Annotated in this window: 25 protein-coding genes and 1 tRNA gene; 1 reads left to right on the top strand and 25 read right to left on the bottom strand. The window is 48.0% G+C overall.

The genetic code is table 11. The features are described 5' to 3' along the window. Positions 1-188 precede the first annotated feature (188 nt). From scpB to HQN60_RS13120, 22 genes are all read right to left on the bottom strand, one after another. The gene (gene scpB, locus HQN60_RS13225) at positions 189-725 is read right to left on the bottom strand and encodes an SMC-Scp complex subunit ScpB (protein WP_173534096.1); all 537 of its coding nucleotides are present in this window, start codon (positions 723-725) and stop codon (positions 189-191) included. A 200-nt stretch (positions 726-925) separates the two neighbouring features. Continuing rightward, positions 926-1,738, bottom strand: coding sequence for a segregation and condensation protein A (locus HQN60_RS13220; RefSeq protein WP_173534095.1), 813 nt, complete (start codon positions 1,736-1,738; stop codon positions 926-928). After that, positions 1,735-2,094, bottom strand: a complete 360-nt coding sequence (locus tag HQN60_RS13215; protein WP_173534094.1) for a hypothetical protein — start codon at positions 2,092-2,094, stop codon at positions 1,735-1,737. Before HQN60_RS13215 ends, HQN60_RS13220 begins: the two co-directional genes overlap by 4 nt. A 9-nt stretch (positions 2,095-2,103) precedes the next feature. Continuing rightward, a complete protein-coding gene (locus HQN60_RS13210; RefSeq protein ID WP_173534093.1) occupies positions 2,104-2,748 on the bottom strand; it encodes a site-2 protease family protein in 645 nt (214 codons plus the stop codon). Positions 2,749-2,767: 19 nt separating this feature from the next. Continuing rightward, positions 2,768-3,391 (bottom strand): L-threonylcarbamoyladenylate synthase, encoded by a 624-nt coding sequence (locus HQN60_RS13205; protein WP_173534092.1) that lies wholly within the window; start codon positions 3,389-3,391, stop codon positions 2,768-2,770. Between the two features lie 49 nt (positions 3,392-3,440). Beyond that, the gene (locus HQN60_RS13200) at positions 3,441-4,307 is read right to left on the bottom strand and encodes a 3',5'-nucleoside bisphosphate phosphatase (RefSeq protein ID WP_173534091.1); all 867 of its coding nucleotides are present in this window, start codon (positions 4,305-4,307) and stop codon (positions 3,441-3,443) included. A 91-nt stretch (positions 4,308-4,398) separates the two neighbouring features. Next, entirely contained in the window at positions 4,399-5,277 is an 879-nt protein-coding gene (gene cysM, locus HQN60_RS13195) for a cysteine synthase CysM (RefSeq protein WP_173534090.1), read from the bottom strand. Positions 5,278-5,326: 49 nt separating this feature from the next. Then, positions 5,327-5,593: a hypothetical protein gene (locus HQN60_RS13190; protein ID WP_173534089.1), complete on the bottom strand. Its 267-nt coding sequence runs from the start codon at positions 5,591-5,593 to the stop codon at positions 5,327-5,329. Beyond that, positions 5,593-5,976: a phage holin family protein gene (locus HQN60_RS13185; protein ID WP_173534088.1), complete on the bottom strand. Its 384-nt coding sequence runs from the start codon at positions 5,974-5,976 to the stop codon at positions 5,593-5,595. The genes HQN60_RS13190 and HQN60_RS13185 overlap by 1 nt, the downstream gene beginning before the upstream one ends. Next, positions 5,977-6,279: an ElaB/YgaM/YqjD family protein gene (locus tag HQN60_RS13180; protein WP_173534087.1), complete on the bottom strand. Its 303-nt coding sequence runs from the start codon at positions 6,277-6,279 to the stop codon at positions 5,977-5,979. It abuts the gene before it with no gap. 222 nt (positions 6,280-6,501) lie between these two features. Further along, positions 6,502-7,386, bottom strand: coding sequence for a succinate--CoA ligase subunit alpha (gene sucD, locus HQN60_RS13175; protein ID WP_173534086.1), 885 nt, complete (start codon positions 7,384-7,386; stop codon positions 6,502-6,504). Between the two features lie 129 nt (positions 7,387-7,515). Next, positions 7,516-8,685: an ADP-forming succinate--CoA ligase subunit beta gene (sucC, locus tag HQN60_RS13170; protein WP_173534085.1), complete on the bottom strand. Its 1,170-nt coding sequence runs from the start codon at positions 8,683-8,685 to the stop codon at positions 7,516-7,518. A 92-nt stretch (positions 8,686-8,777) separates the two neighbouring features. Then, positions 8,778-10,211, bottom strand: a complete 1,434-nt coding sequence (gene lpdA / locus HQN60_RS13165; protein WP_173534084.1) for a dihydrolipoyl dehydrogenase — start codon at positions 10,209-10,211, stop codon at positions 8,778-8,780. An 82-nt stretch (positions 10,212-10,293) separates the two neighbouring features. Continuing rightward, positions 10,294-11,463, bottom strand: coding sequence for a 2-oxoglutarate dehydrogenase complex dihydrolipoyllysine-residue succinyltransferase (odhB, locus tag HQN60_RS13160; RefSeq protein ID WP_173534083.1), 1,170 nt, complete (start codon positions 11,461-11,463; stop codon positions 10,294-10,296). A gap of 61 nt (positions 11,464-11,524) precedes the next feature. Continuing rightward, a complete protein-coding gene (locus HQN60_RS13155) occupies positions 11,525-14,332 on the bottom strand; it encodes a 2-oxoglutarate dehydrogenase E1 component (RefSeq protein WP_173534082.1) in 2,808 nt (935 codons plus the stop codon). A gap of 106 nt (positions 14,333-14,438) precedes the next feature. After that, positions 14,439-15,725 (bottom strand): citrate synthase, encoded by a 1,287-nt coding sequence (gene gltA, locus HQN60_RS13150; RefSeq protein WP_173534081.1) that lies wholly within the window; start codon positions 15,723-15,725, stop codon positions 14,439-14,441. Positions 15,726-15,759: 34 nt separating this feature from the next. After that, a complete protein-coding gene (locus HQN60_RS13145; RefSeq protein WP_173534080.1) occupies positions 15,760-16,005 on the bottom strand; it encodes an FAD assembly factor SdhE in 246 nt (81 codons plus the stop codon). Between the two features lie 70 nt (positions 16,006-16,075). Next, positions 16,076-16,789 carry a succinate dehydrogenase iron-sulfur subunit gene (locus HQN60_RS13140; protein ID WP_027467334.1) on the bottom strand — a complete coding sequence of 238 codons (714 nt, stop codon included), beginning with the start codon at positions 16,787-16,789 and terminating at the stop codon, positions 16,076-16,078. 9 nt (positions 16,790-16,798) lie between these two features. Next, positions 16,799-18,592, bottom strand: coding sequence for a succinate dehydrogenase flavoprotein subunit (sdhA, locus tag HQN60_RS13135; RefSeq protein ID WP_173534079.1), 1,794 nt, complete (start codon positions 18,590-18,592; stop codon positions 16,799-16,801). After that, positions 18,589-18,939, bottom strand: coding sequence for a succinate dehydrogenase, hydrophobic membrane anchor protein (gene sdhD / locus HQN60_RS13130; protein ID WP_173534078.1), 351 nt, complete (start codon positions 18,937-18,939; stop codon positions 18,589-18,591). The genes sdhA and sdhD overlap by 4 nt, the downstream gene beginning before the upstream one ends. Further along, positions 18,933-19,307, bottom strand: a complete 375-nt coding sequence (sdhC, locus tag HQN60_RS13125) for a succinate dehydrogenase, cytochrome b556 subunit (RefSeq protein WP_173534077.1) — start codon at positions 19,305-19,307, stop codon at positions 18,933-18,935. Before sdhC ends, sdhD begins: the two co-directional genes overlap by 7 nt. Before the next feature lie 93 nt (positions 19,308-19,400). Beyond that, positions 19,401-20,120: a GntR family transcriptional regulator gene (locus tag HQN60_RS13120; RefSeq protein WP_173534076.1), complete on the bottom strand. Its 720-nt coding sequence runs from the start codon at positions 20,118-20,120 to the stop codon at positions 19,401-19,403. A gap of 231 nt (positions 20,121-20,351) precedes the next feature. On the opposite strand from HQN60_RS13120, the gene HQN60_RS13115 reads away from it, so the two are divergent. Beyond that, on the top strand, positions 20,352-21,332 hold the full coding sequence (locus HQN60_RS13115; protein ID WP_173534075.1) for a malate dehydrogenase: 981 nt from the start codon (positions 20,352-20,354) through the stop codon (positions 21,330-21,332). 84 nt (positions 21,333-21,416) lie between these two features. On the opposite strand, the gene HQN60_RS13110 is transcribed toward HQN60_RS13115, so the two are convergent. From HQN60_RS13110 to HQN60_RS13100, 3 genes are all read right to left on the bottom strand, one after another. Beyond that, the gene (locus HQN60_RS13110) at positions 21,417-21,842 is read right to left on the bottom strand and encodes a ProQ/FINO family protein (protein ID WP_173534074.1); all 426 of its coding nucleotides are present in this window, start codon (positions 21,840-21,842) and stop codon (positions 21,417-21,419) included. A gap of 177 nt (positions 21,843-22,019) precedes the next feature. Beyond that, positions 22,020-22,095 (bottom strand) — tRNA-Thr (locus tag HQN60_RS13105). Between the two features lie 114 nt (positions 22,096-22,209). Next, positions 22,210-23,820, bottom strand: coding sequence for a methyl-accepting chemotaxis protein (locus HQN60_RS13100; protein ID WP_173534073.1), 1,611 nt, complete (start codon positions 23,818-23,820; stop codon positions 22,210-22,212). Between the last annotated feature and the right edge of the window lie 124 nt (positions 23,821-23,944).

The following is a 23,944-nucleotide window of genomic DNA, read 5'->3' as shown; positions in this document are numbered from 1 at the left end:
CAACATAAGCTTTTTCTATGTAAGCTGTCTACAAAATGTAGCTGACATTATCAGACTACCAACAGCTATACGTCAGAAATTAGAAATCATGACGAATGCTGTTCTGCCAATACACTCAATGCCAAACCGACAAATCCGCACAGCGGCCAACACGTACCGCCAATTATCCCAAACAAAGACAAACTACATTAATCACGTTGAATCAATGTTTCTGCATCCAAAGCAAAAGACGGCAACTCGCTTAATTTCTTTAAGCCTAAATCCGCAAGGAAAGTTGCATTGGTTGCTAGCAATTCCGGCCGACCGGGCACTTCTTTATGCCCAATGACCTCCAACCAGCCACGCTCTTTTAAGGTTTGAATAATCTGGCTTGACACCACCACGCCGCGAATCTCTTCGATCTCACCACGCGTAATCGGCTGTTTATACGCAATAATCGCCAGCGTTTCCATGACTGCGCGACTATAACGCGGTGGTTTTTCTGGATTTAATTGGTTTAAATAAATTTGCATTTCAGGTTTAGCGCGAAAGCGCCAACCATTGGCGAGCTCTAATAATTCAATACCACGATCTTGCCAAGACGCCGCTATTTCATGCAAACATTGCAAAACAAACGCGGAACTCAATTCATCATTAAATATCTTTTTAATTTGCGAAACACGCAATGCTTCTTGACTCGTTAACAATACCGTTTCAATGATTTTAATTGCTTGATTTTGATCCATTTAAAACTCACAAAAAATTTAGTGGCAGATCCATCTGTTAATCGGCAATTGTGGTATTACGACGCCAACAAACAACATTCCCAATCGAAATGAATATATTCTGATGGCTAAGCGGGCCGTGTCGCCGCCAGTTCCTCGAGCGCCGGAGAATATCGCCACATCGCAGTGAAAAACGATTTTACGTTTATCTGGGGTTTAATTTATGCTGCAGCGGATTCAGCACGAATTAACTGAATATAAACCGGCGTTAATACCGCATATTGCGTCACTGAAATTAAACGCTCTTTAACCAATTCTAAAATTGCAATAAAAGTCACCACCAATAATGGCACACCCTGCTGCAAATCAAACAGTTCATTAAACTCATAATAGCGTCCATTGGCGATGACTCGCAAAATATGCGCCATTTGCGCCCGCACTGACAATTGCTCGCTGGCAATCACATGGTGCTGAACTTGTTGACTACGCGCACTTAAACCCAGCCAAGCGAGTTTTAAATCCATTAAACTCACATCAGGCAAAACTGCTGCACACTCTGATTCGACATGCACTGCAACCCAAGTAAAATCTCGCTCAGCTTGCGGCAAAACATCTAATGCTTGCGCCGCTAGTTTCATTTGTTCGTATTCTAATAAACGGCGCATTAATTCCGCACGCGGATCTTCTTCATCCATAAAATCAACTTCGACAACGGGCTTGGGCACCAAGAGTCGAGATTTAATTTCAATCAGCATGGCGGCCATTAATAAATATTCTGCCGCCAATTCAATATGACACGCTTCCATCGCTTCAACATAAGCCATGTATTGCGTAGTCACCTGCGACATTGGGATATTGAGAATATCAATATTTTGTTTACGAATTAGATAGAGCAATAAATCAAGCGGACCTTCAAACTCAATCAATAAGACGCGCAAAGCTTCAGGCGGGATATATAAATCGGCTGGAAACGCATGTACTGGCTCACCAAATACATGCGCCAATGGCGTTAGCGGTAAATCGGCTACATTCATTCTGGTTGACGCGGTGGTAAGGGTTGCTGATCCCACGGTTTAGGTGGCGCAGCGGCAATCCAGCGCGAACGCGCCAGCAGCATCAAAATGCCGCACAATATGAGTAATATCGGCCATTGAATCGACAGCGGCAATTGATATTGCTGACGCAAAAAGGTCGTAATTGCACCGGCAATCAACATTGGGCCTAAAACAATGGTGGATTTATTCACTCCTTCAATCGCCAACAACGCCACCCCTGCGCTCATTAAGCCAATTATGATTATCCAGCTCACGCTAGGGAAAAAATCTAGCGAATTCATCAGCCAGCCCGCACCAATTACAATCAGCACCACCGGAAAAACAATGCCTCGCATTAGCTGCACCTACAAAACAATTTGAATTAAACGCATCACCATCGTCATCAATGGCACCAAGATGTACCCTAAAATACCGGTGACCAATAAGGCAATGATAATGAAAAAGCCATAAGGCTCAACTTTCATTAAAGTTCGCGCTAAATTGGGTGGCAAAATAGAAATCATGATTCGCCCACCATCCAATGGTGGAATTGGTAACAAATTAAGCACCATTAAAATCACATTAATTTGAATCCCAGCCTGACTCATTAAGGCCAATGGCAATTGAAACGAGCTACCTTCTAACCCACTGGCGGCAAAACGAAACAATAAGGCCCAAATAAAGGCCATGACTAAATTGGCCAACGGCCCTGCCGCCGCCACCCATCGCATATCGCGCTTGGGATTATTTAAGGCATGAAAATCAACTGGAACGGGCTTGGCGTAACCAAACAAAAATCCGCCCGGCAGCAATACACACAATAAAGGCAATAAAACCGTCCCAATCGGATCGATGTGTTTCATGGGATTAAACGTCATTCGGCCTTGTAAAAAAGCCGTGGGATCGCCCAATCGCTTAGCTGCATACGCATGCGCAGCTTCATGCGCAGTAATTGCAAACAAGACCGGCAAAGCCCAGATTGCAATTGTTTGAATAATATTCAGTTCCATAACCGCCTTTTAACGCATTTTAAAGTGCAAACGGCGCTATATCGCCTTTGCCTTGCCGAATCAGTGTCGGCACATCACCAGAAAGATCAATCACCGTTGTCGGCTCCGTACCGCAATAACCGCCTTCAATCACCAAATCGACTTCGTGCTCTAAACGATCGCGAATTTCCCACGCATCCGTCATTGGGTACTCTTCATTGGGCAACAATAAAGAACTCGACAGCATCGGCTCACCCAATTCTTCCAATAAGGCCAATGCCACCGGATGATCCGGCACCCGCAAGCCAATCGTCAGTTTTTTAGGGTGCGACACCCGGCGCGGCACTTCTTTGGTCGCCATCAAAATAAACGTATAACTACCCGGCGTCGCCGCTTTGAGTAAGCGAAAAGCTTGATTATCTACGCGGGCATAATTGCCGAGCTGCGATAAATCACGGCAGGCCAAGGTAAAGTGATGTTTGTCGTCCAATTGGCGAATCCGTCGGATCCGCTCAATCGCATCTTTATTATCTAAAGCGCAACCCATGGCATAGCACGAATCGGTGGGGTAAATGATAATCCCGCCTTTACGTAAAATATCCACTGCCTGTTTAATGAGGCGAGCCTGAGGATTTTCAGCATGAATAGAAAAAAACTGTGACATGAGTTTCCAACTTGTTAAATAGGTATATCGCTACACACCATAATCAATGTTAGTTAGCGCGAGATACATCTTGCAAAGGCTGTTTTAGCCAGCGCTCCCACACGGGTGTGCAGCCAAAAGGAAGATCGGCATTTAAACCTGGCTCTCTCGACCCCTCACCCGTGGCATGATAATCAGTACCGCTAGAGCATTGATAATTAAAGTCATTGGCCAAACGGCCAAATCGCGCCGCATCGGCAATGCTATGTGTGCCAGAAACCACTTCAATCGCTTCACCGCCCATGCGGTGAAATTCGATCAAGAGCACGCGCAAGGTTTCATTGCCTAAATCATAGCGCCCTGGGTGCGCCAGTACGGCAACGCCACCCGCGCCGCGAATCCAATCAATGGCATCGTGTAAGCGCGCCCATTCATGCTCGACATAGCCCGGTTTACCGCGCACCAAATATTTTTTAAATACCGATTTAGTGTCTTTACAGCGGCCAGACTCAACCAAGAAACGGGCAAAATGCGTGCGGCTAATCATTTCTGGATTTTCGGCAAACTTTTGCGCGCCAGCCAACACGCCTTCAATGCCCAGCTTTTCTAGCCCTTTGGCCATCCGTTCAGCACGCTCAGCGCGGCCCTCGCGCACACTAGCAAGCCCAGCTAAAAGCGTGGGGTCATTTTCATCAAAACCTAAACCCACAATATGTAAGGTGTGCTTGCCCCAGCTGACTGAGATTTCAACACCATTCACAAACTGCATGCCTAACTCATCGGCGGTTTGCCGCGCTAACGCCAAGCCACGCACATCATCATGATCGGTTAATGCAAATAATTGACAGCCTCGTGAATGGGCACGTCGTACAACTTCATCGGGTGGCAATAAGCCATCAGAAATATTGGAATGACAATGTAAATCAACTGGCGTCATTGTGTTCTCTTAATTTGAAACATTCAGTAAGCAAAATAGTTGCCGCTTTAATACTTTGTATGCCAAAGATCGAATAATGTCTTGGCATCACTTACGCCGGAAACACTCCGGTAGACAGGTAGCGATCGCCTCGATCACAAACAATACTCACAATCACCGCGTTTTCGACTTCTTGCGACAAAGCCAGTGCCGCGCATAAAGCGCCACCTGAGGAAATGCCGGCAAAAATACCCTCTTCACGCGCAAGGCGCCGCGTCATGGCTTCGGCATCGGTTTGATTGACTTCCATTAAGCGATCGATCAAATCAAAATGACAAATCGTCGGCACATATTCTGGCGTCCATTTACGAATGCCCGGAATTTGTGCGCCATCGCAGGGCTGCACGCCAATAATTTGCACGGCTGAATTTTGTGCTTTTAAAAAGCGCTGCGTTCCCATAATGGTACCGGTGGTCCCCATGCTAGAGACAAAATGCGTAATCGTTCCAGCTGTATCGCGCCAAATCTCTGGACCGGTACTTTCAAAGTGCGCCAGTGGATTATCCGCATTGGCAAACTGATCTAAAATCAATCCCTGCCCCGCTTGCGCCATTTGTAAAGCCTGATCTCGAGCCGCTTCCATGCCCTCGGTTAAAATCACTTCAGCACCGTAGGCTTTCATGGTTTGAATTCGTTCAATGCTGGAATTTTTTGGCAGCAATAACACCATCCGATAGCCCATCACTGCTGCGGCCATGGCTAAAGCAATACCGGTATTGCCACTCGTGGCTTCAATTAAAGTATCGCCAACTTGAATGTCGCCGCGCATTTGTGCACGGCGGATCATCGACAAAGCGGGTCGATCTTTCACAGAGCCAGCCGGATTATTGCCTTCGAGCTTCACTAAAATCGTGTTAGTCGTATCACCGGGGATACGCTTGAGTTTGACGAGCGGCGTATTGCCGACAAAATCTTCTAGATACTTGAACATATATCACTCCATGGGTCGCATGATTATACGCAAGCCCATGAAGTCTGGTTCATTTGTTACGTAATAGCTTAAGCACCGCCATCAGTACGCCAAATATCTTCACGCCATGAGTGAGTCGCGACATCGATGGATGGGCCTTCGCTAAGATTTGCGCCAATTTACTGAGCATGCTTAATGACTGCGTATTCCCCAAAAGCGCATTGGCTAGCGCCATTGGGCGACGAGATTCAAGTAGCCGAGTTTCGAGCTGCAGCCGACACAATTGCGAGCGAAAGACCAGTTGCTGCTTTTTGAGCTCACGTTGCTGATTGGCCATCACGCGCCCTCCTTCGTCGAAGTTGCGGCATGAAAAGCGGCATCAATGAGTTTTTTGTCTTGTGCAAATTCTTCACTGGTTAATGGAAAAGGGGTAATTAAATCGTGCATTAATTGGCGCAATTGCTTGTATGCAAACAATCCACACAATAAAAACACCGCACCAAAAACGGCACAAATAATAACTCGATATTCCCAAAAGCCAAATAGCAAGCCTAAACCGGCAAAAGTCAGCGCCATAATCAACAAAAATGCGGCTGCAATGGCAAAACCAATCATTTGCGCCAGTCGATCAAACTCATCACGCAGCTCAAGGCCAAACAATGAAAAACGGGCAGCTACTAAGCCGCCCACCGTATCACGCCAAGTTGCGCGCCGACTCATTTAGCGCCGAGCTGCCAAAAAGCCAATCAACAAGCCCACTGCGGCACCAACACCAACCGCTTGCCACGGATGCGCATGCACATATTGATCCGTTTGCTGAGCAGCCACTTTGGCCTTATTCACCGCTACCGATTCAATTTCAACCAATCGTTGTTTTGCATCGCACAAATTAGCGGCGATTTTTGCATAGATCTTTTTTGATTCTTCAGGACTGGCATTGGCCGCTTCATTCATCAAATCAGCAGTTTCTTGCAGTACATCTTTAGTTTCATCAATTAGTACAGATTCACTTGCTTCAGACATAAATCGCCCCTTTAAGTTAAAAACCAAAATAGAGTTACAAGAATAGCAGGCTGACCCTTGCTTGCACAGGTAATATAAACAGTCAGCATCGAGTCATCTTCGGTAATTTAAGCACCAATCTTAAACACACGAAATGGCTTTATTGCCGATAATAAGTGCTTAAAATGCAAAAAAGCCATCTTTTACAAGATGGCTTTTGAAATCAATACGGCAAATTAAAACTTAAATCATGCCTTTTGATTTTAGCAATTCAAACATCGTTTTACCGATTTCAGCTGGGCTGCGGGTGTACGCGATGCCAGCTTGTTCAAACGCTTTGAATTTCTCTTCAGCAGTACCTTTGCCGCCAGAGATGATCGCGCCAGCGTGGCCCATACGTTTGCCTTTAGGCGCAGTTACACCAGCGATGTAACCAACCACTGGCTTAGTTACGTAAGACTTAGCAAATTCAGCCGCTTCTTCTTCAGCAGAACCACCGATCTCACCGATCATCACGATCGCGTCAGTATCAGGATCATCTTGGAACAATTTCAATGCGTCGATATGGCTCAAACCTGGGATTGGGTCGCCACCGATACCGATACAAGTTGATTGACCCAAACCCAGCGCCGTTGTTTGTGCAACCGCTTCGTAAGTCAAAGTACCAGAACGAGAAACGATACCGATACGACCTGGATTGTGGATGTGCCACGGCATAATACCGATCTTGCACTCGCCCGGAGTGATAATACCTGGGCAGTTAGGGCCGATCAGACGGATACCCGCTTCATCAACCGCTTTTTTCACGTACAGCATGTCAATCGTTGGCACGCCTTCAGTGATACATACGATCAATTTAACGCCTGCATTCACTGCTTCAAGAATCGAATCTTTAGCAAAAGCTGCAGGTACGTAGATAACTGAAGTATCAGCTTGAGTTTGCGCCACAGCGTCGCGCATGGTGTTGAATACTGGCAAGCCAAGGTGCTCAGAGCCGCCTTTACCTGGTGTAACACCACCAACCACTTTTGTACCTACTTTCAACGCTTGTTCTGCGTGGAAAGTACCGTTTTTACCGGTGAAACCTTGCACCAGCACTTTTGTATCTTTATTAACCAAAACGCTCATGGTCTTTTTCCTTTGTAGTAAGTCAAAAGTTCTCTAGCGGCGTTACCTCATCTTGCCGTACTTAATGTACTGTCCGCGATTCGGTGTCTAGCTAGACAACTTTTGTTACGTCACATATTCGTGCGGTGATTACAAGGCTGCAACAGCAGCAACGATTTTCTCAGCTGCGTCGTTCAAGCCTTGGGCAGAAACGAGTTTCAAGCCAGATTCATCCAAGATTTTCGCGCCCAATTCAGCGTTATTACCTTCCAGACGAACCACAACAGGCACAGTCACGTTCACTTCTTTTACCGCAGCGATAATCGCTTCAGCGATCATGTCGCAACGCACGATACCACCGAAGATATTGATCAAAACGCCTTTTACTGACGAATCAGCCAAGATCAATTTGAAAGCTTCGATCACGCGCTCTTTGGTTGCGCCGCCACCAACGTCCAAGAAGTTAGCTGGCTGGCCACCTTTGAGTTTGATGATGTCCATGGTGGCCATCGCCAAACCAGCGCCGTTGACCATACAACCGATATTGCCTTCAAGTGCCACGTAGTTCAGCTCGAACTCAGACGCTTTCACTTCGCGCTCGTTTTCTTGTGACTTGTCACGTTGAGCTAGCAATTCTGGGTGACGATACAATGCATTTGAATCGAGGCCGATTTTGGCGTCAACGCAGCACAATTCGCCGTTTTCACGCAGTGCCAATGGGTTGATTTCGAACAAAGCAAAATCATTAGCGATAAACGCTTCAGCCGCGCCCAACATCATTTTGGTGAAGTGAGTCACTTGCTTGCCTTCAAGGCCCAAAGCAAATGCACATTCACGCGCTTGATATGGCTGCATGCCAACCAATGGATCAACGGTTACTTTAATGATTTTTTCTGGCGTTTCTTCTGCCACTTTCTCGATCTCAACACCACCTTCGGTTGAAACCATAAATACAATGCGTTGTGAGCCACGATCTACCACAGCGCCAAGATAAAGTTCGCGCGTTACTGGGTACATGTCTTCACACACCAGCACGCTATGCACGGGTTGGCCTTCAGCGTCAGTTTGATACGTGATCAAATTCGTACCGATCAAACGGGTCGCTTCAGCTGCCGCTTCTTCGCGGCTTTTAACCACTTTCACGCCACCCGCTTTACCACGGCCACCAGCGTGAACTTGTGCTTTAACTACCGCAAATTTGCCGCCGAGCGCATCGTACGCCGCAGCAGCTTCTTCGCCGGTTGTCGCCAAAATGCCGCGTTGTACTGGCAAGCCGTACTTAGCCAATAATTCCTTGGCTTGGTATTCGTGCAGATTCATCTCTATTAATCCTTTTCAAGGAGAGTGTTATTGTGAGGGTCAACACAACCCTCCAGAGGTACCACAGACGGGTGTTATCACCCGTCAACAAATTACGAATGCAAACCGCGTTTATCTACACCCAGCGCCGCTTCATGCAAAGCTTCTGACAAAGACGGATGTGCATGAACAATACGAGCGATATCTTCACTTGATGCGTTAAATTCCATCGCCACCACGGCTTCAGTAATCAACTCAGAAGCGAATGGGCCAATGATATGCACGCCCAAAATACGATCTGTTTTGGCGCAAGCGAGCATTTTGACAAAACCAGCGGTTTCACCCAAACCGAGTGCACGACCATTCGGGCCAAATGGGAACTGGCCTTTCTTGTACTCAATACCTTCGGCTTTTAATGTTTGCTCGGTTTTACCCACCCAAGCCATTTCTGGACTGGTGTAAATCACCCAAGGCACATTGTTAAAATCAATATGTGGGTGCTGGCCAGCGATACGCTCAGCCACAGCAACGCCTTCTTCTGATGCTTTGTGCGCCAACATTGGCCCACGAACCACATCACCTACCGCCCAAATGTTTGGCAGGCTCGTGCGGCAATCACCATCCACAATCACATAACCGCGCTCGTCGAGCGGCAAACCAACCGCATCACTAGCGAGATTCCAAGTGTTGGGCAGACGACCAATTGAAACGATTAATTTATCGAATTCTTCGCTATGCGCTGCGCCATCGGCATCAACATAATTGACGGTAACCGAGTCAGCACCTTTGTTGATTTCGCCGATTTTGACGCTGGTATTGATTTTCAAGCCCAAATCTTTGGTGAAAATCTTATGCGCTTCTTTAGCAATCGCTTCGTCAGCAGCCAACAAAAAACCTGGCGCGCCTTCTAAAATCGTTACGTCAGAACCCAAGCGCTTCCACACCGAGCCCATTTCTAAACCGATAACACCGGCGCCAATCACACCCAAGCGTTTTGGCACAGCAGGAATCGACAAAGCGCCGTCGTTATCCAAGATCAACACGTTATCAACCGGCGCTTGTGGCAATTGACGTGGGGTTGAACCGGTCGCAATGATGATGTGCGTGGTTTCAACCACTTCAGTTTGACCGGCATCGCTAACTTCTAGCTGCCATTTATCGCCAACGCGGCCCAAAATCTTGCCATGACCATGCAAGCTATCGACTTTATTCTTTTTGAACAAATAGCCGATACCTTGCGTGAGCTTGCTCACGATGCCATTTTTACGTGCCAGCATGGTGCCAACATCAAATTTCATGCCTTCAACCGTAATGCCGTGCGCAGCAAATTTGTGCTCGATGCGCTCAACATTTTCTGAAGACTCAAGCAATGCTTTCGATGGGATGCAGCCGACGTTTAAGCACGTACCGCCCAATGACGCTTTGCCTTCTTTGTTTTTAAATTCATCCACGCAAGCGGTATTAAAGCCCAGCTGCGCGGCACGAATCGCGGCAATATATCCGCCAGGACCTGCACCAATCACCACAACGTCAAAAGATTTCGACATTTTGAATTCCATCCATAACCCGCATGGGTATATTAATGCAAACATTTAGGTATGCCGCAAGTAGCGGCATACCCTTAGATAATTACAAATCGAGCAATAAGCGTGCTGGATCTTCAATCGCGTCTTTAATCGCCACCAAAGCCAATACCGCTTCACGACCATCAATAATGCGGTGATCGTAAGATTGCGCCAGATACATCATTGGCAAAGCAACGATTTGACCATTGACCACCATGGCGCGCTCTTTGGTGGCGTGCATGCCCAAGATCGCTGATTGTGGTGGGTTAATGATCGGCGTTGACATCATCGAACCAAAAGTACCGCCATTTGAAATGGTGTACGTGCCGCCAGTGAGCTCTTCAACACCAAGCTTGCCTTCTTGCGCGCGCTTACCAAAGTCAGCGATGGTTTTTTCGATGTCAGCCAAAGACAATTGATCGGCATTACGAATGATCGGCACTACCAAACCACGTGGGCTACCAACGGCAACACCAATATCAAAGTAACCGTGATACACAATGTCATTACCATCCACCGAGGCATTAACGATTGGGTATTTTTTCAGTGCGGCAACAACGGCTTTCACAAAAAAGCCCATAAAGCCGAGTTTAACGCCGTGTTCTTTCTCGAATTTATCTTTGTATTTGTTGCGTAAATCCATCACTGGCTTCATGTTCACTTCGTTGAACGTGGTCAGGATGGCGTTGGTTTGTTGCGATTGCAGCAAACGTTCAGCAACGCGAGCGCGCAAGCGGCTCATTGGTACCCGTTGTTCAGCACGGCCATCCGTTGAAGTGGCCACCACTGGCGCTGGTGCCGCGGCAGCTGTTGGCTTGCTAAGATGGTTTTGCACGTCTTCTTTTAATACACGGCCATCACGGCCGGTACCGGCAACATCCGCTAGATTCACACCGGCATCAGCGGCCAGTTTTTTCGCGGCTGGCATGCCCACTACAGTTGCGTCTGCCACTGCGGCCACAGGTGCGGCAGCAGCAGGCGCGGCTTGAGCAACGGCAGTGGTGTCGATACGCGCGATCAGTTGCAAGCTACCTACCGTTGCGCCATCCACTTCAAGTAATTCAACCAATACACCGGCTTGTTGTGCTGGAATTTCTAGCACGACTTTGTCGGTTTCAAGGTCAATCAAATTTTCATCGCGAGCAACCGCTTCGCCGACTTTTTTCTTCCAAGAAACTAAAGTCGCTTCCGATACTGATTCAGGCAATTGTGGCACTAAGACATCAACAATCATTTTTCATCTCCAGAGTTTTGGCCAGTTCAGCCATTACGCCACGCGCTGCGTGGCGTTGGATTTACAGTTTCATTGCATCATCAACAAGGGTTTTGAGCTGCGCATTGTGCTTACTCATATAACCCACTGCAGGCGATGCCGACGATGGACGACCCGCGTATTGCAACACTTGTTTTGGTTCCAGCACGTCTTCTAAGCGATGACGTAGTTGATGCCATGCGCCTTGATTGCGTGGCTCTTCTTGCGCCCACATAATTTCTTTAGCGTTTGGATACTTGCTCAATTCTGCTTTGAGCTCATCAGCTGGGAATGGGTACAGTTGCTCAATTCGCACGATGGCGATGTCTTTAATCTCACGCTCACTGCGACCGGCCAGCAGATCGAAATACACTTGACCTGAGCAGCACACCACGCGTTTGACTTTTTTACCATCGAGCTCTTGCGCTTCACCGATCACCGAGCGGAATTCACCATTGGTAAAATGCTCAATTGGGCTGGCGGCATTTTTTGCCTTCAAGAGTTTTTTACTCATGATGACAATCAATGGCTTGCGATATGGACGCAACATTTGACGGCGCAGCACGTGATACATTTGCGCCGCTTCAGACAACATCACCACTTGGATGTTGTGCTCAGCACACAATTGTAAATAACGCTCAACCCGCGCTGAAGAATGCTCTGGACCTTGACCATCGTAACCGTGCGGCAAGACCATAGTCAGGCCACACAAACGGCCCCACTTGGTTTCACCCGAAGTAATAAATTGGTCGATGACCACCTGCGCGCCGTTGGCAAAGTCACCAAACTGCGCTTCCCAAATCACTAATTCGTTCGGCTCTGAGCAGGCATAGCCATATTCAAATGCCAAAACGGCTTCTTCGTTCAAGATCGAATCAATTACGCGGAATGGTGCTTGGTTTTCCGATAGATTTTGTAGCGGCACATGCACGCCGTGATCCCATTTCTCACGATTTTGATCGTGCAAAACAGCATGGCGGTGATTGAACGTACCACGGCCCGAATCTTCACCTGACAAACGCACGCCATGACCTTCAGTCAACAAGGTGGCGTAAGCCAAATGCTCGGCCATACCAAAGTCAACTGGCGTATCGCCTGCAGCCATTGCTTTACGTTCGTTGATGATTTTTTCAACGTTAGCGCGCAGCTTAAAGCCTTCTGGCACTGCGGTGAATTTTTCGGTCAAGCGAATCAAATCGGCTTGTGGAACGGCCGTTACGACCGGCTGACGCCAGTGCGTACCGAGGTATTTTGACCAGTCAATGGCGTGTGAGCGTTTGTAATCAGTCAGCGTGGTTTTTTCAACGTGTTCACCGCGATCCAATGCATCGCGATACGCTTGAATCATGCCATCGGCTTCTGCTGCAGTGACTACGCCTTCGGCGATCAAACGATCGGCGTATTTACGGCGTGCGCCCGGATGCTTAGCCACTTGGCGATACATCATCGGTTGCGTTACAAACGGATCATCGGCTTCGTTGTGACCGTGTTTACGGTAGCAAACCAGATCAATCACCACGTCTTTATGGAATTTCTGACGGTATTTCAATGCCGCATCCGTCACCAAGCAAACGGCTTCTGGATCATCACCATTGACGTGGAAAATCGGCGCTTCAACCATCTTGGCGATATCAGTGCTGTAAATCGTCGAACGATTGTCACGAATGTCCGAGGTCGTGAAGCCCACTTGGTTATTGATGACCAAATGTACCGTACCACCAGTGCCATAACCGCGCGTTTGCGACAGATTGAACGTACCTTGATTGGTACCTAGACCAATAAAGGCCGAGTCACCATGAATCAATAACGGTAATACTTGGTCACCAATCACATCGCGGCGGCGATGTTGACGTGCACGCACCGAACCCTCAACCACGGGGTTAACGATTTCTAAATGCGATGGATTAAACGCCAAGGTTAAATGCAATGGACCACCGGACGTTGGGATGTCCGAGCTAAAGCCCATGTGGTACTTCACATCGCCCGATGCCAGCGAAGTGTCGTAACGGCCTTCAAATTCGCCGAACAAATCACGCGGTTGCTTGCCCAAGATATTGACTAGCATATTCAAGCGGCCACGATGCGCCATGCCGATGACCATTTCTTGCACACCAGCCGCACCGGCTGCTTGTGCTAAATAATCAACTGCCGGAATCATTGAATCGCCGCCTTCCAGCGAGAAACGTTTTTGACCCACATATTTTTTATGCAAATACTGCTCAAGCGTTTCCGCGGCAGTCACTTGCTTGAGAATGCGTTTTTTTTGCTCGACATTAAAGCTCGGTTGCGAACGACTTGACTCAAAGAATTCTTGCACCCAGCTGCGCTCTTCCGCATCGGTAATGTGCATGTATTCCAAGCCAATATTGCCGCAATAAGTTTGCTTTAAAAATCCCAGCACTTCAGTTGGCGTTGCGCGCTCTAAGCCAGCGATATTGGTACCCAACTTCACCGCCATATCACTATCAGATAGGTTGTAAGTTTTAGGATCCAATTGTGGCATCGCCACTTTATCCATTCTTTCCAATGGATCTAAGCTCGCGCCGCGGCTACCCATAATGCGGTAAGCTGAAATTAAACGCAGTAAGTTGACTTGGCGTTCAATTGCGCCTTCATCGGCAACGCCAGCGGCACGGATTGGCTGCTTGGCTAACTGCCGAAATGACTCTTCAATCGGCGCACGTGCAATATCACGCGCGGTATTGCCGCTACTGAGTTGCAGTTTGTCAAAATAGGCCCGCCATTCAGCGTCTACCGAAGTTGGGTCAAATAAATACTGTTCGTAAAGATCTTCTACGAAAGGTGCGTTGCCGCCAAAAAGCTGAGAATTTGTTTCGAGTTCTTTCATCATTGCCGTGTATCCAGTTTTATCCGCCTAAGCTTTGCAAGTTGATGCACCTAGGCCGGTCAATGCTGCTACGCCCTCATGGGGTACATAAGGGCGCAGGAACGGGGTCTTAGCCGCGTTGATCAATAGGTACAAAATCGCGTTTTTGCGCGCCAGTGTATTGCTGACGTGGACGACCGATTTTCATGCCTGGATCAGAAATCATTTCATTCCAGTGGCTAATCCAACCTACAGTGCGTGCCAAGGCAAAAATCACCGTAAACATCGGTACAGGAATGCCCAAGGCCGATTGAACGATGCCTGAGTAGAAATCAACGTTTGGATAAAGTTTACGCTCGATGAAGTACGGATCTTCCAGCGCGATTTTTTCCAATTCCATTGCCAATTTGAATTTCGGATCGTCTTGCAAGCCCATTTCAGCCAATACTTCGTGGCAGATACGGCGCATCACATTGGCACGTGGGTCGGTGTTTTTGTAAACACGGTGACCAAAGCCCATCAGTTTATGTGTTTTAGCTTTCACGCCATCCATAAAGGCCGGTACGTTATCGACTGAACCGATTTCGTCCAACATCACCAAGACCGCTTCGTTGGCGCCACCATGTGATGGGCCCCACAAGCAAGCGATACCAGCAGCGATACAGGCAAATGGATTAGCACCCGACGAGCCGGCCAAACGCACGGTCGAAGTTGATGCATTTTGTTCGTGATCGGCATGCAAAGTGAAAATCACATCCAACGCCCGCACCAACACTGGGTTGGGTACATACGGCTCGCATGGTGTTGAGAACATCATGTGCATGAAGTTGGCGGTGTAGCTCAAATCGTTACGTGGGTAAACGAATGGCAAACCTTGGTTGTAGCGGTAGCACATGGCTGCAATGGTTGGGATTTTAGAAATCAAACGGAACATCGCCACTTTGCGGTGCTCTTCGTTATTGATGTCCAAGCTGTCTTGGTAGAACGCAGACAAAGCACCAACTACGCCAACCATCATTGCCATTGGATGCGCGTCACGGCGAAAGCCGTTAAAAAAGCGCGTCAATTGGTCGTGAATCATGGTGTGACTCATGACGGTTTTTTGGAAGCCCGCTTTTTCAGCCACGGTTGGCAACTCACCGTTGATCAACAAATAGCAGACTTCGAGGTAATCAGAGTCTTCTGCCAACTGTTCGATGGGATAGCCACGGTAGTACAACTGCCCTAAATCACCGTCGATGAAAGTGATTTTGGATTCGCAACTTGAAGTTGCTAAAAAACCCGGGTCGAAGGTAAACATCCCCGTTTGCGAAAATTTACGGATATCTACAACATCAGGACCCAGCGTGCTCGGCAACACTGGGAAATCGAGTGTGCTTTGTCCGTCGTTATACGTTAGCGTGACTTTCTTATCCATCTATAGACTCCTGTTAAACAGCCTAAGCTGTACGTTACTGTTGTGCGGCGCTAATGCGCGCTATCATCACGGCCAGCTGTGCATCAGGACACACTGACTTGCCATTGACGTACTCTAAAAAGTCCCAATCGGGCAGCATTAAAACTTGTTCGTACACAGCCAATTCAGACTCAGATAACGTGGGTAAAACATCGGAAACGAAGCGCTCTAATTGCAAATCCAACTCCAACAATCCACGACGAGAGCGCCACACGATTCTTTTAAATTCAACTTCATTCATCTAGACCCCCTATGGGTATAACCATGCAGGCTTTATCACAAAAAGTCTAGAAGGAAATACCCACCTATTATTAAGAAATACGCTTCACCATTAGATCTTTAATCTTGCCGATGGCCTTGGTTGGATTGAGCTCTTTCGGGCAAACATCAACGCAATTCATAATGCTATGGCAACGGAATAAACGATAAGGGTCTTCTAGATTATCCAAACGCGCGCTAGTGGCTTCGTCACGGGTATCGGCAATAAAGCGATACGCCGCTAACAAACCCGCTGGACCGACAAATTTGTCCGGATTCCACCAGAACGACGGGCATGATGTTGAGCAGCAGGCGCACAAAATGCATTCATACAAACCATCAAGCTCTTTACGATCTTCTTGGCTTTGCAGACGTTCACGATCCGGCGCTGGGCTGTCGTTAATGACATACGGTTTGATCGAATGATATTGCTTAAAAAACTGCGTCATATCGACGATCAAATCACGAATCACTGGCAAGCCTGGTAATGGACGCACTTCGATTGGCTGTTTGAGCGTATCGATATCGGTAATACAGGCCAGACCATTTTTGCCGTTGATGTTCATTGCATCCGAGCCACACACGCCTTCACGGCATGAGCGACGGAATGACAACGATTCATCAACCACTTTGAGTTTCACCAAGGCATCGAGCAATTTGCGCTCAGTGGTGGTGTCGACATCAACACTGATGTCTTGCATATACGGCTTAGCGTCTTTATCTGGATCGTAACGATAAACGCGAAATTTTACGGATTGGGTAGTCATAGCAACCTCTTAGTATGAGCGAGTCTTCAACGCGACAGAATCAACAGTCAGCGGCGTTAAATTGACGGGTTTATATTCAAGGCGATTGTCTGAGCTAAACCACAGGCTGTGTTTCAGCCAGTTTTTATCGTCACGACCATTCGGTTGTTCTGGGCTATCAATCGCGTCGTCACGCACGTGCGCGCCGCGTGATTCAGTGCGCGCATTGGCAGAAATCATCGTCGCTTTCGCCACTTCGATCAGATTTTCTAATTCCAGCGCTTCAAGGCGCGCGGTATTAAAGGTTTTCGATTTGTCGGCAATCACGGTGTTTTTAACCATTTTTTCGACTTCGAGAATCTTCGAAACGCCTTCAGCCAGCATGTCTTTAAAGCGGAATACGCCAGCATGCGCTTGCATAGTGCGCTGCATTGCCAAGCGCGCTTCGTTCACATTCGTGCCGCTGGTTTGATTATCCAAACGGGCAACACGTGCCACTGAACGCTCAACGTCTTTCATTGAGATTTCTGGGAACGATTCATGGTGCGACTTAATGTAGTCGATCATTGAATTGCCAGAAGATTTACCGAATACCAGCAAATCGAGTAATGAGTTGGTACCCAAGCGGTTTGCGCCATGCACCGAAGCACAAGCGCACTCACCGGCAGCGTAAAAGCCTTTGACCGTTGAGTCGCCAGTGACCACTTCACCTTTGTAATTGGTCGGAATACCGCCCATTTGGTAGTGGCAAGTTGGCACAACAGGGATTGGCGCTTTGATTGGATCAACACCGGCAAATTTGATCGAAATTTCGCGAATACCCGGCAATTTCGACATAATCACTTCTGGGTCTAAATGCGTAATATCCAGCAAAACGTGATCTTTATTTGGGCCACAACCACGGCCTTCGTTAATCTCGGTCACCATCGCACGCGAAACCACGTCACGCGAAGCCAAATCTTTAGCATTCGGTGCGTAACGCTCCATAAAGCGCTCGCCGTTAGAGTTGCGTAAAATACCGCCCTCACCGCGCACACCTTCAGTAATCAATACCCCCGCACCGGCAACGCCAGTTGGGTGAAATTGCCAGAATTCCATGTCTTCTAATGGCACACCCGCACGCGCGGCCATACCCAAACCGTCGCCAGTATTAATAAAGGCATTGGTAGAAGAAGAATAAATACGACCCGCGCCGCCAGTAGCAAACAAAGTGGCTTTCGCTTGGAAAATAACGACTTCTGAAGTCTCCATTTCCATCGCTACCACGCCTTGCACTGTACCGTTTTCATCGCGAATCAAGTCCAGCGCCATCCACTCAACGAAAAATTGCGTATTAGCGCGAACGTTACGTTGATATAAAGCGTGCAACATGGCGTGACCGGTACGGTCAGCCGCAGCACAGGCGCGGCGAACTGGTTTTTCGCCGAAATTGCTCATGTGGCCGCCGAATGGGCGCTGATAAATCGTGCCGTCAGCATTGCGATCGAACGGCATACCAAAGTGCTCAAGCTCAATCACCACTTTTGGTGCTTCACGGCACATAAATTCAATTGCGTCTTGGTCACCCAGCCAGTCCGAACCTTTTACGGTGTCGTACATATGCCAAGTCCAGTGATCTGGCTCAGAATTACCCAATGAAGCTGAAACGCCACCTTGCGCTGCTACAGTGTGCGAGCGCGTTGGGAATACTTTAGATAGAACGGCGGTTTTAACCCCCGCTTCAGACAATTGCAACGCAGCACGTAATCCCGCACCACCCGCGCCGACGATCAGCGCGTCAAATTTGCGAACTGGAATCGGACGTTTTGTAGATTCTTGGCTCATAAAACACCCCATACAACTTTAACCATGTAAATCAAGCTAGCGAGCAACCACAGCAGTGTCAGCACGTGCATTGTGAGCTTGACGCCAATATGCTGAATGTAATCCATCCAGATGTCGCGAACGCCAACCCAGGCATGCCATAACAATGCAATGATCGTAATCGTGGTGACAATTTTCACCCAAGTGCTGGCAAACAATGCTTGCCAAGCTTCAAACGACGCGCCGTTAGCAAAAAGAATAAAGGCCACTACACCCAAGGTGTAAGCCAACATAATGACGGCAGTCACGCGCTGCACTAACCAATCGCGCAATCCATAATGCGCACCGACAACATGACGATTTACCATGTGATCGCTCCAATAATGACGGTCAATGACAAGCTCACTGCCAAGACAAGATAAGAAGTGAAGCGCGCAGTTTTTAAATCCAAGCCTTTATGGATATCTAAAAACAAAAAGCGCGTACCCGCACAGGCGTGATGCAAATAGGCCCACAACACCGCCAACAAGAACAGCTTCACCAGCGGATTGCCGATGCAGTCTTTAAATGCCGCAAAACGCTCAGCCGAAGACAAAGAGCCTTCTAGCGCATACAACATGAATGGAATGGCTGCGAACATCAACAAACCGCTAATGCGGTGCAAGATGGACACAATCCCCGGCAGTGGCAAACGGATTTGCCATAGCGCGAGGTGTTTTGGGCGTGTTTTTTGCATACGCTCTTTCCTCTCTATAGTTACAAATAAAGCTCTAAGAGCTTAGGTAGTCTGATTTAGTCCTTAAAGGAGCTGTTATCAGTATTAAAAAATCTATGCAAATGGTGCGGGTTCAAAAGCAAGTGTCTCGGTTTTGAGCCATGCCACACTCCAAACCTGTGGCTTACCTTCAAAATCTCTCGCTAAACGAACCAATTGCAATAGCGGCTCGTTTAAATCCACCATCAGTAAGCGTGCCTCGCTCTGTCCTGCAGCTACCGCGCGATAGCGCACTTCACCATCACGCAAACGCACACCAAAATCGCGCCAGCACAACTCACGTAAGTTACCTTTTAACTCACGAATGCGTCGGATATCTAGATTGGGAAACCCTACCTCAGGCAGCAACATTTCTTCCAACCCAATGACAACACCCGAAACCCTAAGTAAGCGACGCACCTGCCATAAGGCAGCACCTCGTCGCAAACCCAATATATCTGCCAGCTGTTCGCCTGCATGAATCCGTACGCAACCAAGTAGTTCAATTTTTGGCGCTACACCATCGGCACCGGCCAATGGCAAAAACTGTCCTCGGGCCAGAAAGTCATTCATTCCTGCCACGAAAGTACCTACACCCTGACGCCGATACAAAACGCCTTCGGTCACCAAGGAATCAAGCGCCTTACGGACTGTACCTTGACTTACACCAAAGCGCACGCCCAGCTCAACTTCGCTCGGTAAACTTTCGTCATCCTGCCATTCACCTGCCTCAACCGCAGTCATAACTTCGCGTATAACTTGCTTATATAGAGGCTGCGCCGCTAGTTTTTTCATGCAACTTTATCTTTTTATCATGTTGTCGATGCCGAGTCTACTACAGTCTTATATAAGACAAAAGATATAACACCAAATTTTTGTTTTTATTAAACTTACTACGCACCCAATCGTCATCGTGATAAGATTACTTGCTAAGTATCAAAGTTCTCGCTTTGCAGTCATAATCAAGGCGGCCAAATTCTTATTTGCTTGATGGCGATCAACCGCCACTTACTTGGAGTATGCTCGATGAAACAACCTATTCGCGTTGCTGTTACTGGTGCTGCAGGTCAAATTGGTTACAGCCTTTTGTTCCGTATCGCCTCTGGTGCCATGCTTGGTGCAGACCAGCCTGTAATTTTACAATTACTCGACATTACACCTTCGCTGCCAGCACTTAATGGCGTCGTCATGGAATTGGATGATTGTGCTTTTCCTTTACTACAAGGAATCGTACAAAGCGACGATCCAAAAGTAGCCTTTAAAGATGCTGATATCGCCTTACTCGTTGGCGCACGCCCACGCGGCCCAGGCATGGAACGCAAAGACTTACTAGAAGCCAACGGCGCAATCTTTACAGCCCAAGGCCGTGCGCTGAATGAAGTTGCAAGCCGTGACGTTAAAGTTTTGGTAGTCGGCAACCCAGCCAACACCAACGCCTACATCGCAATGAAAAACGCACCAGATCTAAACCCAGCCAATTTCACTGCCATGATGCGCCTTGATCACAACCGCGCCACGACACAAGTAGCGCAAAAAACCGGTACTACAATTAGCGACGTGAAGAAGATGATCATCTGGGGCAATCACTCTGCCACCCAGTACCCGGACATTTTCCACGCAGAAGTGAAAGGCGCGAATGCGGCCACTTTGATCAATGATCAAAAATGGTTAGAGAGCGAATTCATCCCGACCGTACAACAACGTGGCGCAGCTATTATCAAGGCGCGCGGCCTATCGTCTGCTGCATCAGCTGCTAATGCAGCCATTGATCACATTCGCAATTGGGTTTTAGGTACACCAGAGGGTGACTGGGTAACGATGGGCGTACCCGCCAATGGCGAATACGGCTATAGCGATTTAATCTACGGCTACCCTGTTACTTGCAAAGATGGTAAATACGAAATCATTACCGGACTTGAAATCAGTGAATTTAGCCGCGCACGCATGGACGCGACTGCTAAAGAGCTATCTGAAGAACGCGACGCAGTTAAACACCTGCTCGCTTAATTATCAGCGCCAAAAAAGCGCCACCCAAACAAAAAGCCCGCTGCAGTGCAGCGGGCTTTTTTACAACACAACAAACTCAATCAATTAATCGCGTGAAAACTTCGCCGCCAACTGGTTGAGCTTTTCTAATTTTTGCGCCTCAGCAACTTTTGCTGCTTCAGCGGCTTCTTTTTCTTTACGCTGAGTCGCGGCTTTTTTGAAGTACTCGTGAAGACTGTTTGCGGCAAATACGCGTTGCTCTTCAGTCACTTCATCCGCCTGACTGCCATCCAAGTTAAAGCGAACTTTTGCCACCTGCATCGCCTTAAGGTAGCGCAATGAGCGAGTATGCATCGCCAATGCTTGGCGCAACACGCGATGACTCAACTCTGGCCGAGCGGCAAATAGTTGTTTGTCGACGCCAATGGCCAGCGGCAAGCAATCCCGAAATACAGGGCTATTTTTTTGTAATTCTCTCAACAATGCCGGAGCACTAATCGGTGAAGCAGGCTGCGAATCAGCGGTAGTCATCAAACTTCCTTAAAACGATAGAAACACTCTTAGTGGCAGATTTTATCAGACCCAGACCTGATCTTGCTGATATAAGTATAAAAATCACACTACTTAACAAAAAAACAGACGAAATACTTCGCCGTAGTAACGAAAAAAGGGTTGTAGCTCAAAAAAGCTACAACCCTTAGATTTCTTTGGTGCCGACGGCAGGAATCGAACTCGCGACCCCCTGATTACAAGTCAGGTGCTCTACCAACTGAGCTACATCGGCAACAGGCGTGCATAATATCTAACGATCGCCAGTAGCGCAAGCCTTTTTTGAAAATATTTTAAAATTATTTTCTCCACACCCACAATCCGACACTAATTCAGCATAAACCTCGTATCAATACTGAAAATGCCCCACGTCTTGGCGCAAACGCACCGTCAATGCTTCCAATAGATTGGCCGACTGACTCATTCCCGCCACCGCGGCAGAATTTTCATCGGTCATTTGCGCCACGCGCTCAACCTGCATCGCAATTTGCTGCATCCCAGCGCGCTGCTCATTGAGCGCCTCGGCAATTTGCGACACGGATTCATCTTCATCGATCACGCTGGCGTTAATCCCATCGATTGACTCGCCTGCACCACCGGCGATTTCGGCGCAGTCATGCGCTCGATTGGCCGTTTGACTAATACTGGCTACGGCATCTTTGCTGGTTTGATCAATACGGCCGACCATTTGTTGAATATCAACCGTGGCCGCGGCAGTGCGCTCAGCGAGCTTTCTCACTTCATCGGCAACAACCGCAAAGCCCCGCCCTTGCTCCCCAGCTCGAGCCGCTTCAATCGCCGCATTGAGTGCCAATAAATTGGTTTGCTCGGCGACGTCTTTAATTACCCCTACAATCATGCTGATTTTTTCGGAGTCGTTGCCGAGCATCGCCACCCTTTCCGCTGCGGCCGACACTTCTCGATCAATACCTTGGATTTCAGAAACCGCTTTTTGTATTTTTTGCGCCCCAACCACGGCGCGCTGGCACGTTTGTTGGCCTAAAGACTTGGCTTGTGCTGCGCTATCGGCCACATGCGAAATCCCTACAGTCACTTGCTCCACGGCAGCGGCCATTTGGCTGGTCGATTCAGCGCCAATCATCGTCGCCTGCGAAACTTGCTCACTACAAGCGGCGAGGCTATTGGCCTCACTGCTCACGGTATTAATTGCGGTGGCGATGCTCGTAACCAAGGTCTGTAATTTTTGTGCCAACTCGTTATACGCCATGGCAATGCTATCAACTTCATCATGCCCATCCACAGCGGCACGAATCGTTAAATCTTGCCGCTGTTGCGCTAACAACATACTGTTTTTAAGTGCATTGATTTTGCGGCTCATCCCGACAATCACCCACGCCGAAAAACCAACCCCAAACACCAACGCCAAACCCATCAAAGTCCAAGCCCAAACTTTTGCCTGAGTATATTCATGCTGTGCATCTTCAAAATTAACTTTAATCGCCGCCATTTGCAGATCGACTAATTGCGCAATTTGGCCAGAAACTGGATCGACCGACTGATATAGCTGGTCACGTACCAAACCATCCAAGGCAGCAGCATTGCCAGCCGCTAAAACTTGCTCAAGATCTGTAACCACCTTGTCTGCCGCGAGTTTTTTTTGCTTTACCTCTTCAATCACCGATTTTTCGCTTGCCGCCGGCTCATCCGCTAAAAATGCGTCCCAATTGCGATTAATTTCAGTGCGCGCCTGACGAACTAATTCCAATGCTTTTGCATAAGGGACTTGCTGATGATTGGCCTTGTGCGCGGTATCGACAATATTGACCGCATACATATCTGCAACAATGCGCAAATGACTGATGGGCTCCACGCGGTCTTTATACGTCACCTCAAAATCATCAAACGTATGCGATAAACCGCGCAAAGATGCTCCACCCATAAGGGCAATCATCAACAGCAAAACGGCACTCAAAACCACTAACTTGGCACGAATACTCATTGCAAACCTCCACAATTTAAGCCGGAGCAATCACAGCGCAAACCCTTGCGCCACTCATAGATTACTATCGCTTAAACTATAGACAGCAAATACTTAATACAAAGTTTATTAATACAAATCATCA

The sequence above is a fragment of the Deefgea piscis genome (genome assembly GCF_013284055.1).
GTDB lineage: Bacteria > Pseudomonadota > Gammaproteobacteria > Burkholderiales > Chitinibacteraceae > Deefgea > Deefgea piscis.
This window is presented reverse-complemented; position numbering and strand designations above follow the sequence as displayed.

What these genes read in the sequence shown, in the direction of transcription:
- HQN60_RS13215 (WP_173534094.1), bottom strand. Translation starts at nt 2,094, where the DNA reads ATGCGAGGCATTGTTTTTCCGGTGGTGCTGATTGTAATTGGTGCGGGC.
- HQN60_RS13210 (WP_173534093.1), bottom strand. Translation starts at nt 2,748, where the DNA reads ATGGAACTGAATATTATTCAAACAATTGCAATCTGGGCTTTGCCGGTC.
- HQN60_RS13120 (WP_173534076.1), bottom strand. Translation starts at nt 20,120, where the DNA reads ATGAAAAAACTAGCGGCGCAGCCTCTATATAAGCAAGTTATACGCGAA.
- HQN60_RS13185 (WP_173534088.1), bottom strand. Translation starts at nt 5,976, where the DNA reads ATGAGTCGGCGCGCAACTTGGCGTGATACGGTGGGCGGCTTAGTAGCT.
- sucD (WP_173534086.1), bottom strand. Translation starts at nt 7,386, where the DNA reads ATGAGCGTTTTGGTTAATAAAGATACAAAAGTGCTGGTGCAAGGTTTC.
- sdhA (WP_173534079.1), bottom strand. Translation starts at nt 18,592, where the DNA reads ATGAGCCAAGAATCTACAAAACGTCCGATTCCAGTTCGCAAATTTGAC.
- sdhC (WP_173534077.1), bottom strand. Translation starts at nt 19,307, where the DNA reads ATGCAAAAAACACGCCCAAAACACCTCGCGCTATGGCAAATCCGTTTG.
- HQN60_RS13110 (WP_173534074.1), bottom strand. Translation starts at nt 21,842, where the DNA reads ATGACTACCGCTGATTCGCAGCCTGCTTCACCGATTAGTGCTCCGGCA.
- HQN60_RS13145 (WP_173534080.1), bottom strand. Translation starts at nt 16,005, where the DNA reads ATGAATGAAGTTGAATTTAAAAGAATCGTGTGGCGCTCTCGTCGTGGA.
- lpdA (WP_173534084.1), bottom strand. Translation starts at nt 10,211, where the DNA reads ATGTCGAAATCTTTTGACGTTGTGGTGATTGGTGCAGGTCCTGGCGGA.
- gltA (WP_173534081.1), bottom strand. Translation starts at nt 15,725, where the DNA reads ATGGATAAGAAAGTCACGCTAACGTATAACGACGGACAAAGCACACTC.
- HQN60_RS13220 (WP_173534095.1), bottom strand. Translation starts at nt 1,738, where the DNA reads ATGAATGTAGCCGATTTACCGCTAACGCCATTGGCGCATGTATTTGGT.
- HQN60_RS13140 (WP_027467334.1), bottom strand. Translation starts at nt 16,789, where the DNA reads ATGACTACCCAATCCGTAAAATTTCGCGTTTATCGTTACGATCCAGAT.
- HQN60_RS13100 (WP_173534073.1), bottom strand. Translation starts at nt 23,820, where the DNA reads ATGAGTATTCGTGCCAAGTTAGTGGTTTTGAGTGCCGTTTTGCTGTTG.
- sdhD (WP_173534078.1), bottom strand. Translation starts at nt 18,939, where the DNA reads ATGGTAAATCGTCATGTTGTCGGTGCGCATTATGGATTGCGCGATTGG.
- HQN60_RS13190 (WP_173534089.1), bottom strand. Translation starts at nt 5,593, where the DNA reads ATGGCCAATCAGCAACGTGAGCTCAAAAAGCAGCAACTGGTCTTTCGC.
- cysM (WP_173534090.1), bottom strand. Translation starts at nt 5,277, where the DNA reads ATGTTCAAGTATCTAGAAGATTTTGTCGGCAATACGCCGCTCGTCAAA.
- HQN60_RS13180 (WP_173534087.1), bottom strand. Translation starts at nt 6,279, where the DNA reads ATGTCTGAAGCAAGTGAATCTGTACTAATTGATGAAACTAAAGATGTA.
- scpB (WP_173534096.1), bottom strand. Translation starts at nt 725, where the DNA reads ATGGATCAAAATCAAGCAATTAAAATCATTGAAACGGTATTGTTAACG.
- HQN60_RS13200 (WP_173534091.1), bottom strand. Translation starts at nt 4,307, where the DNA reads ATGACGCCAGTTGATTTACATTGTCATTCCAATATTTCTGATGGCTTA.
- sucC (WP_173534085.1), bottom strand. Translation starts at nt 8,685, where the DNA reads ATGAATCTGCACGAATACCAAGCCAAGGAATTATTGGCTAAGTACGGC.
- HQN60_RS13115 (WP_173534075.1), top strand. Translation starts at nt 20,352, where the DNA reads ATGAAACAACCTATTCGCGTTGCTGTTACTGGTGCTGCAGGTCAAATT.
- odhB (WP_173534083.1), bottom strand. Translation starts at nt 11,463, where the DNA reads ATGATTGTTGATGTCTTAGTGCCACAATTGCCTGAATCAGTATCGGAA.
- HQN60_RS13205 (WP_173534092.1), bottom strand. Translation starts at nt 3,391, where the DNA reads ATGTCACAGTTTTTTTCTATTCATGCTGAAAATCCTCAGGCTCGCCTC.
- HQN60_RS13155 (WP_173534082.1), bottom strand. Translation starts at nt 14,332, where the DNA reads ATGATGAAAGAACTCGAAACAAATTCTCAGCTTTTTGGCGGCAACGCA.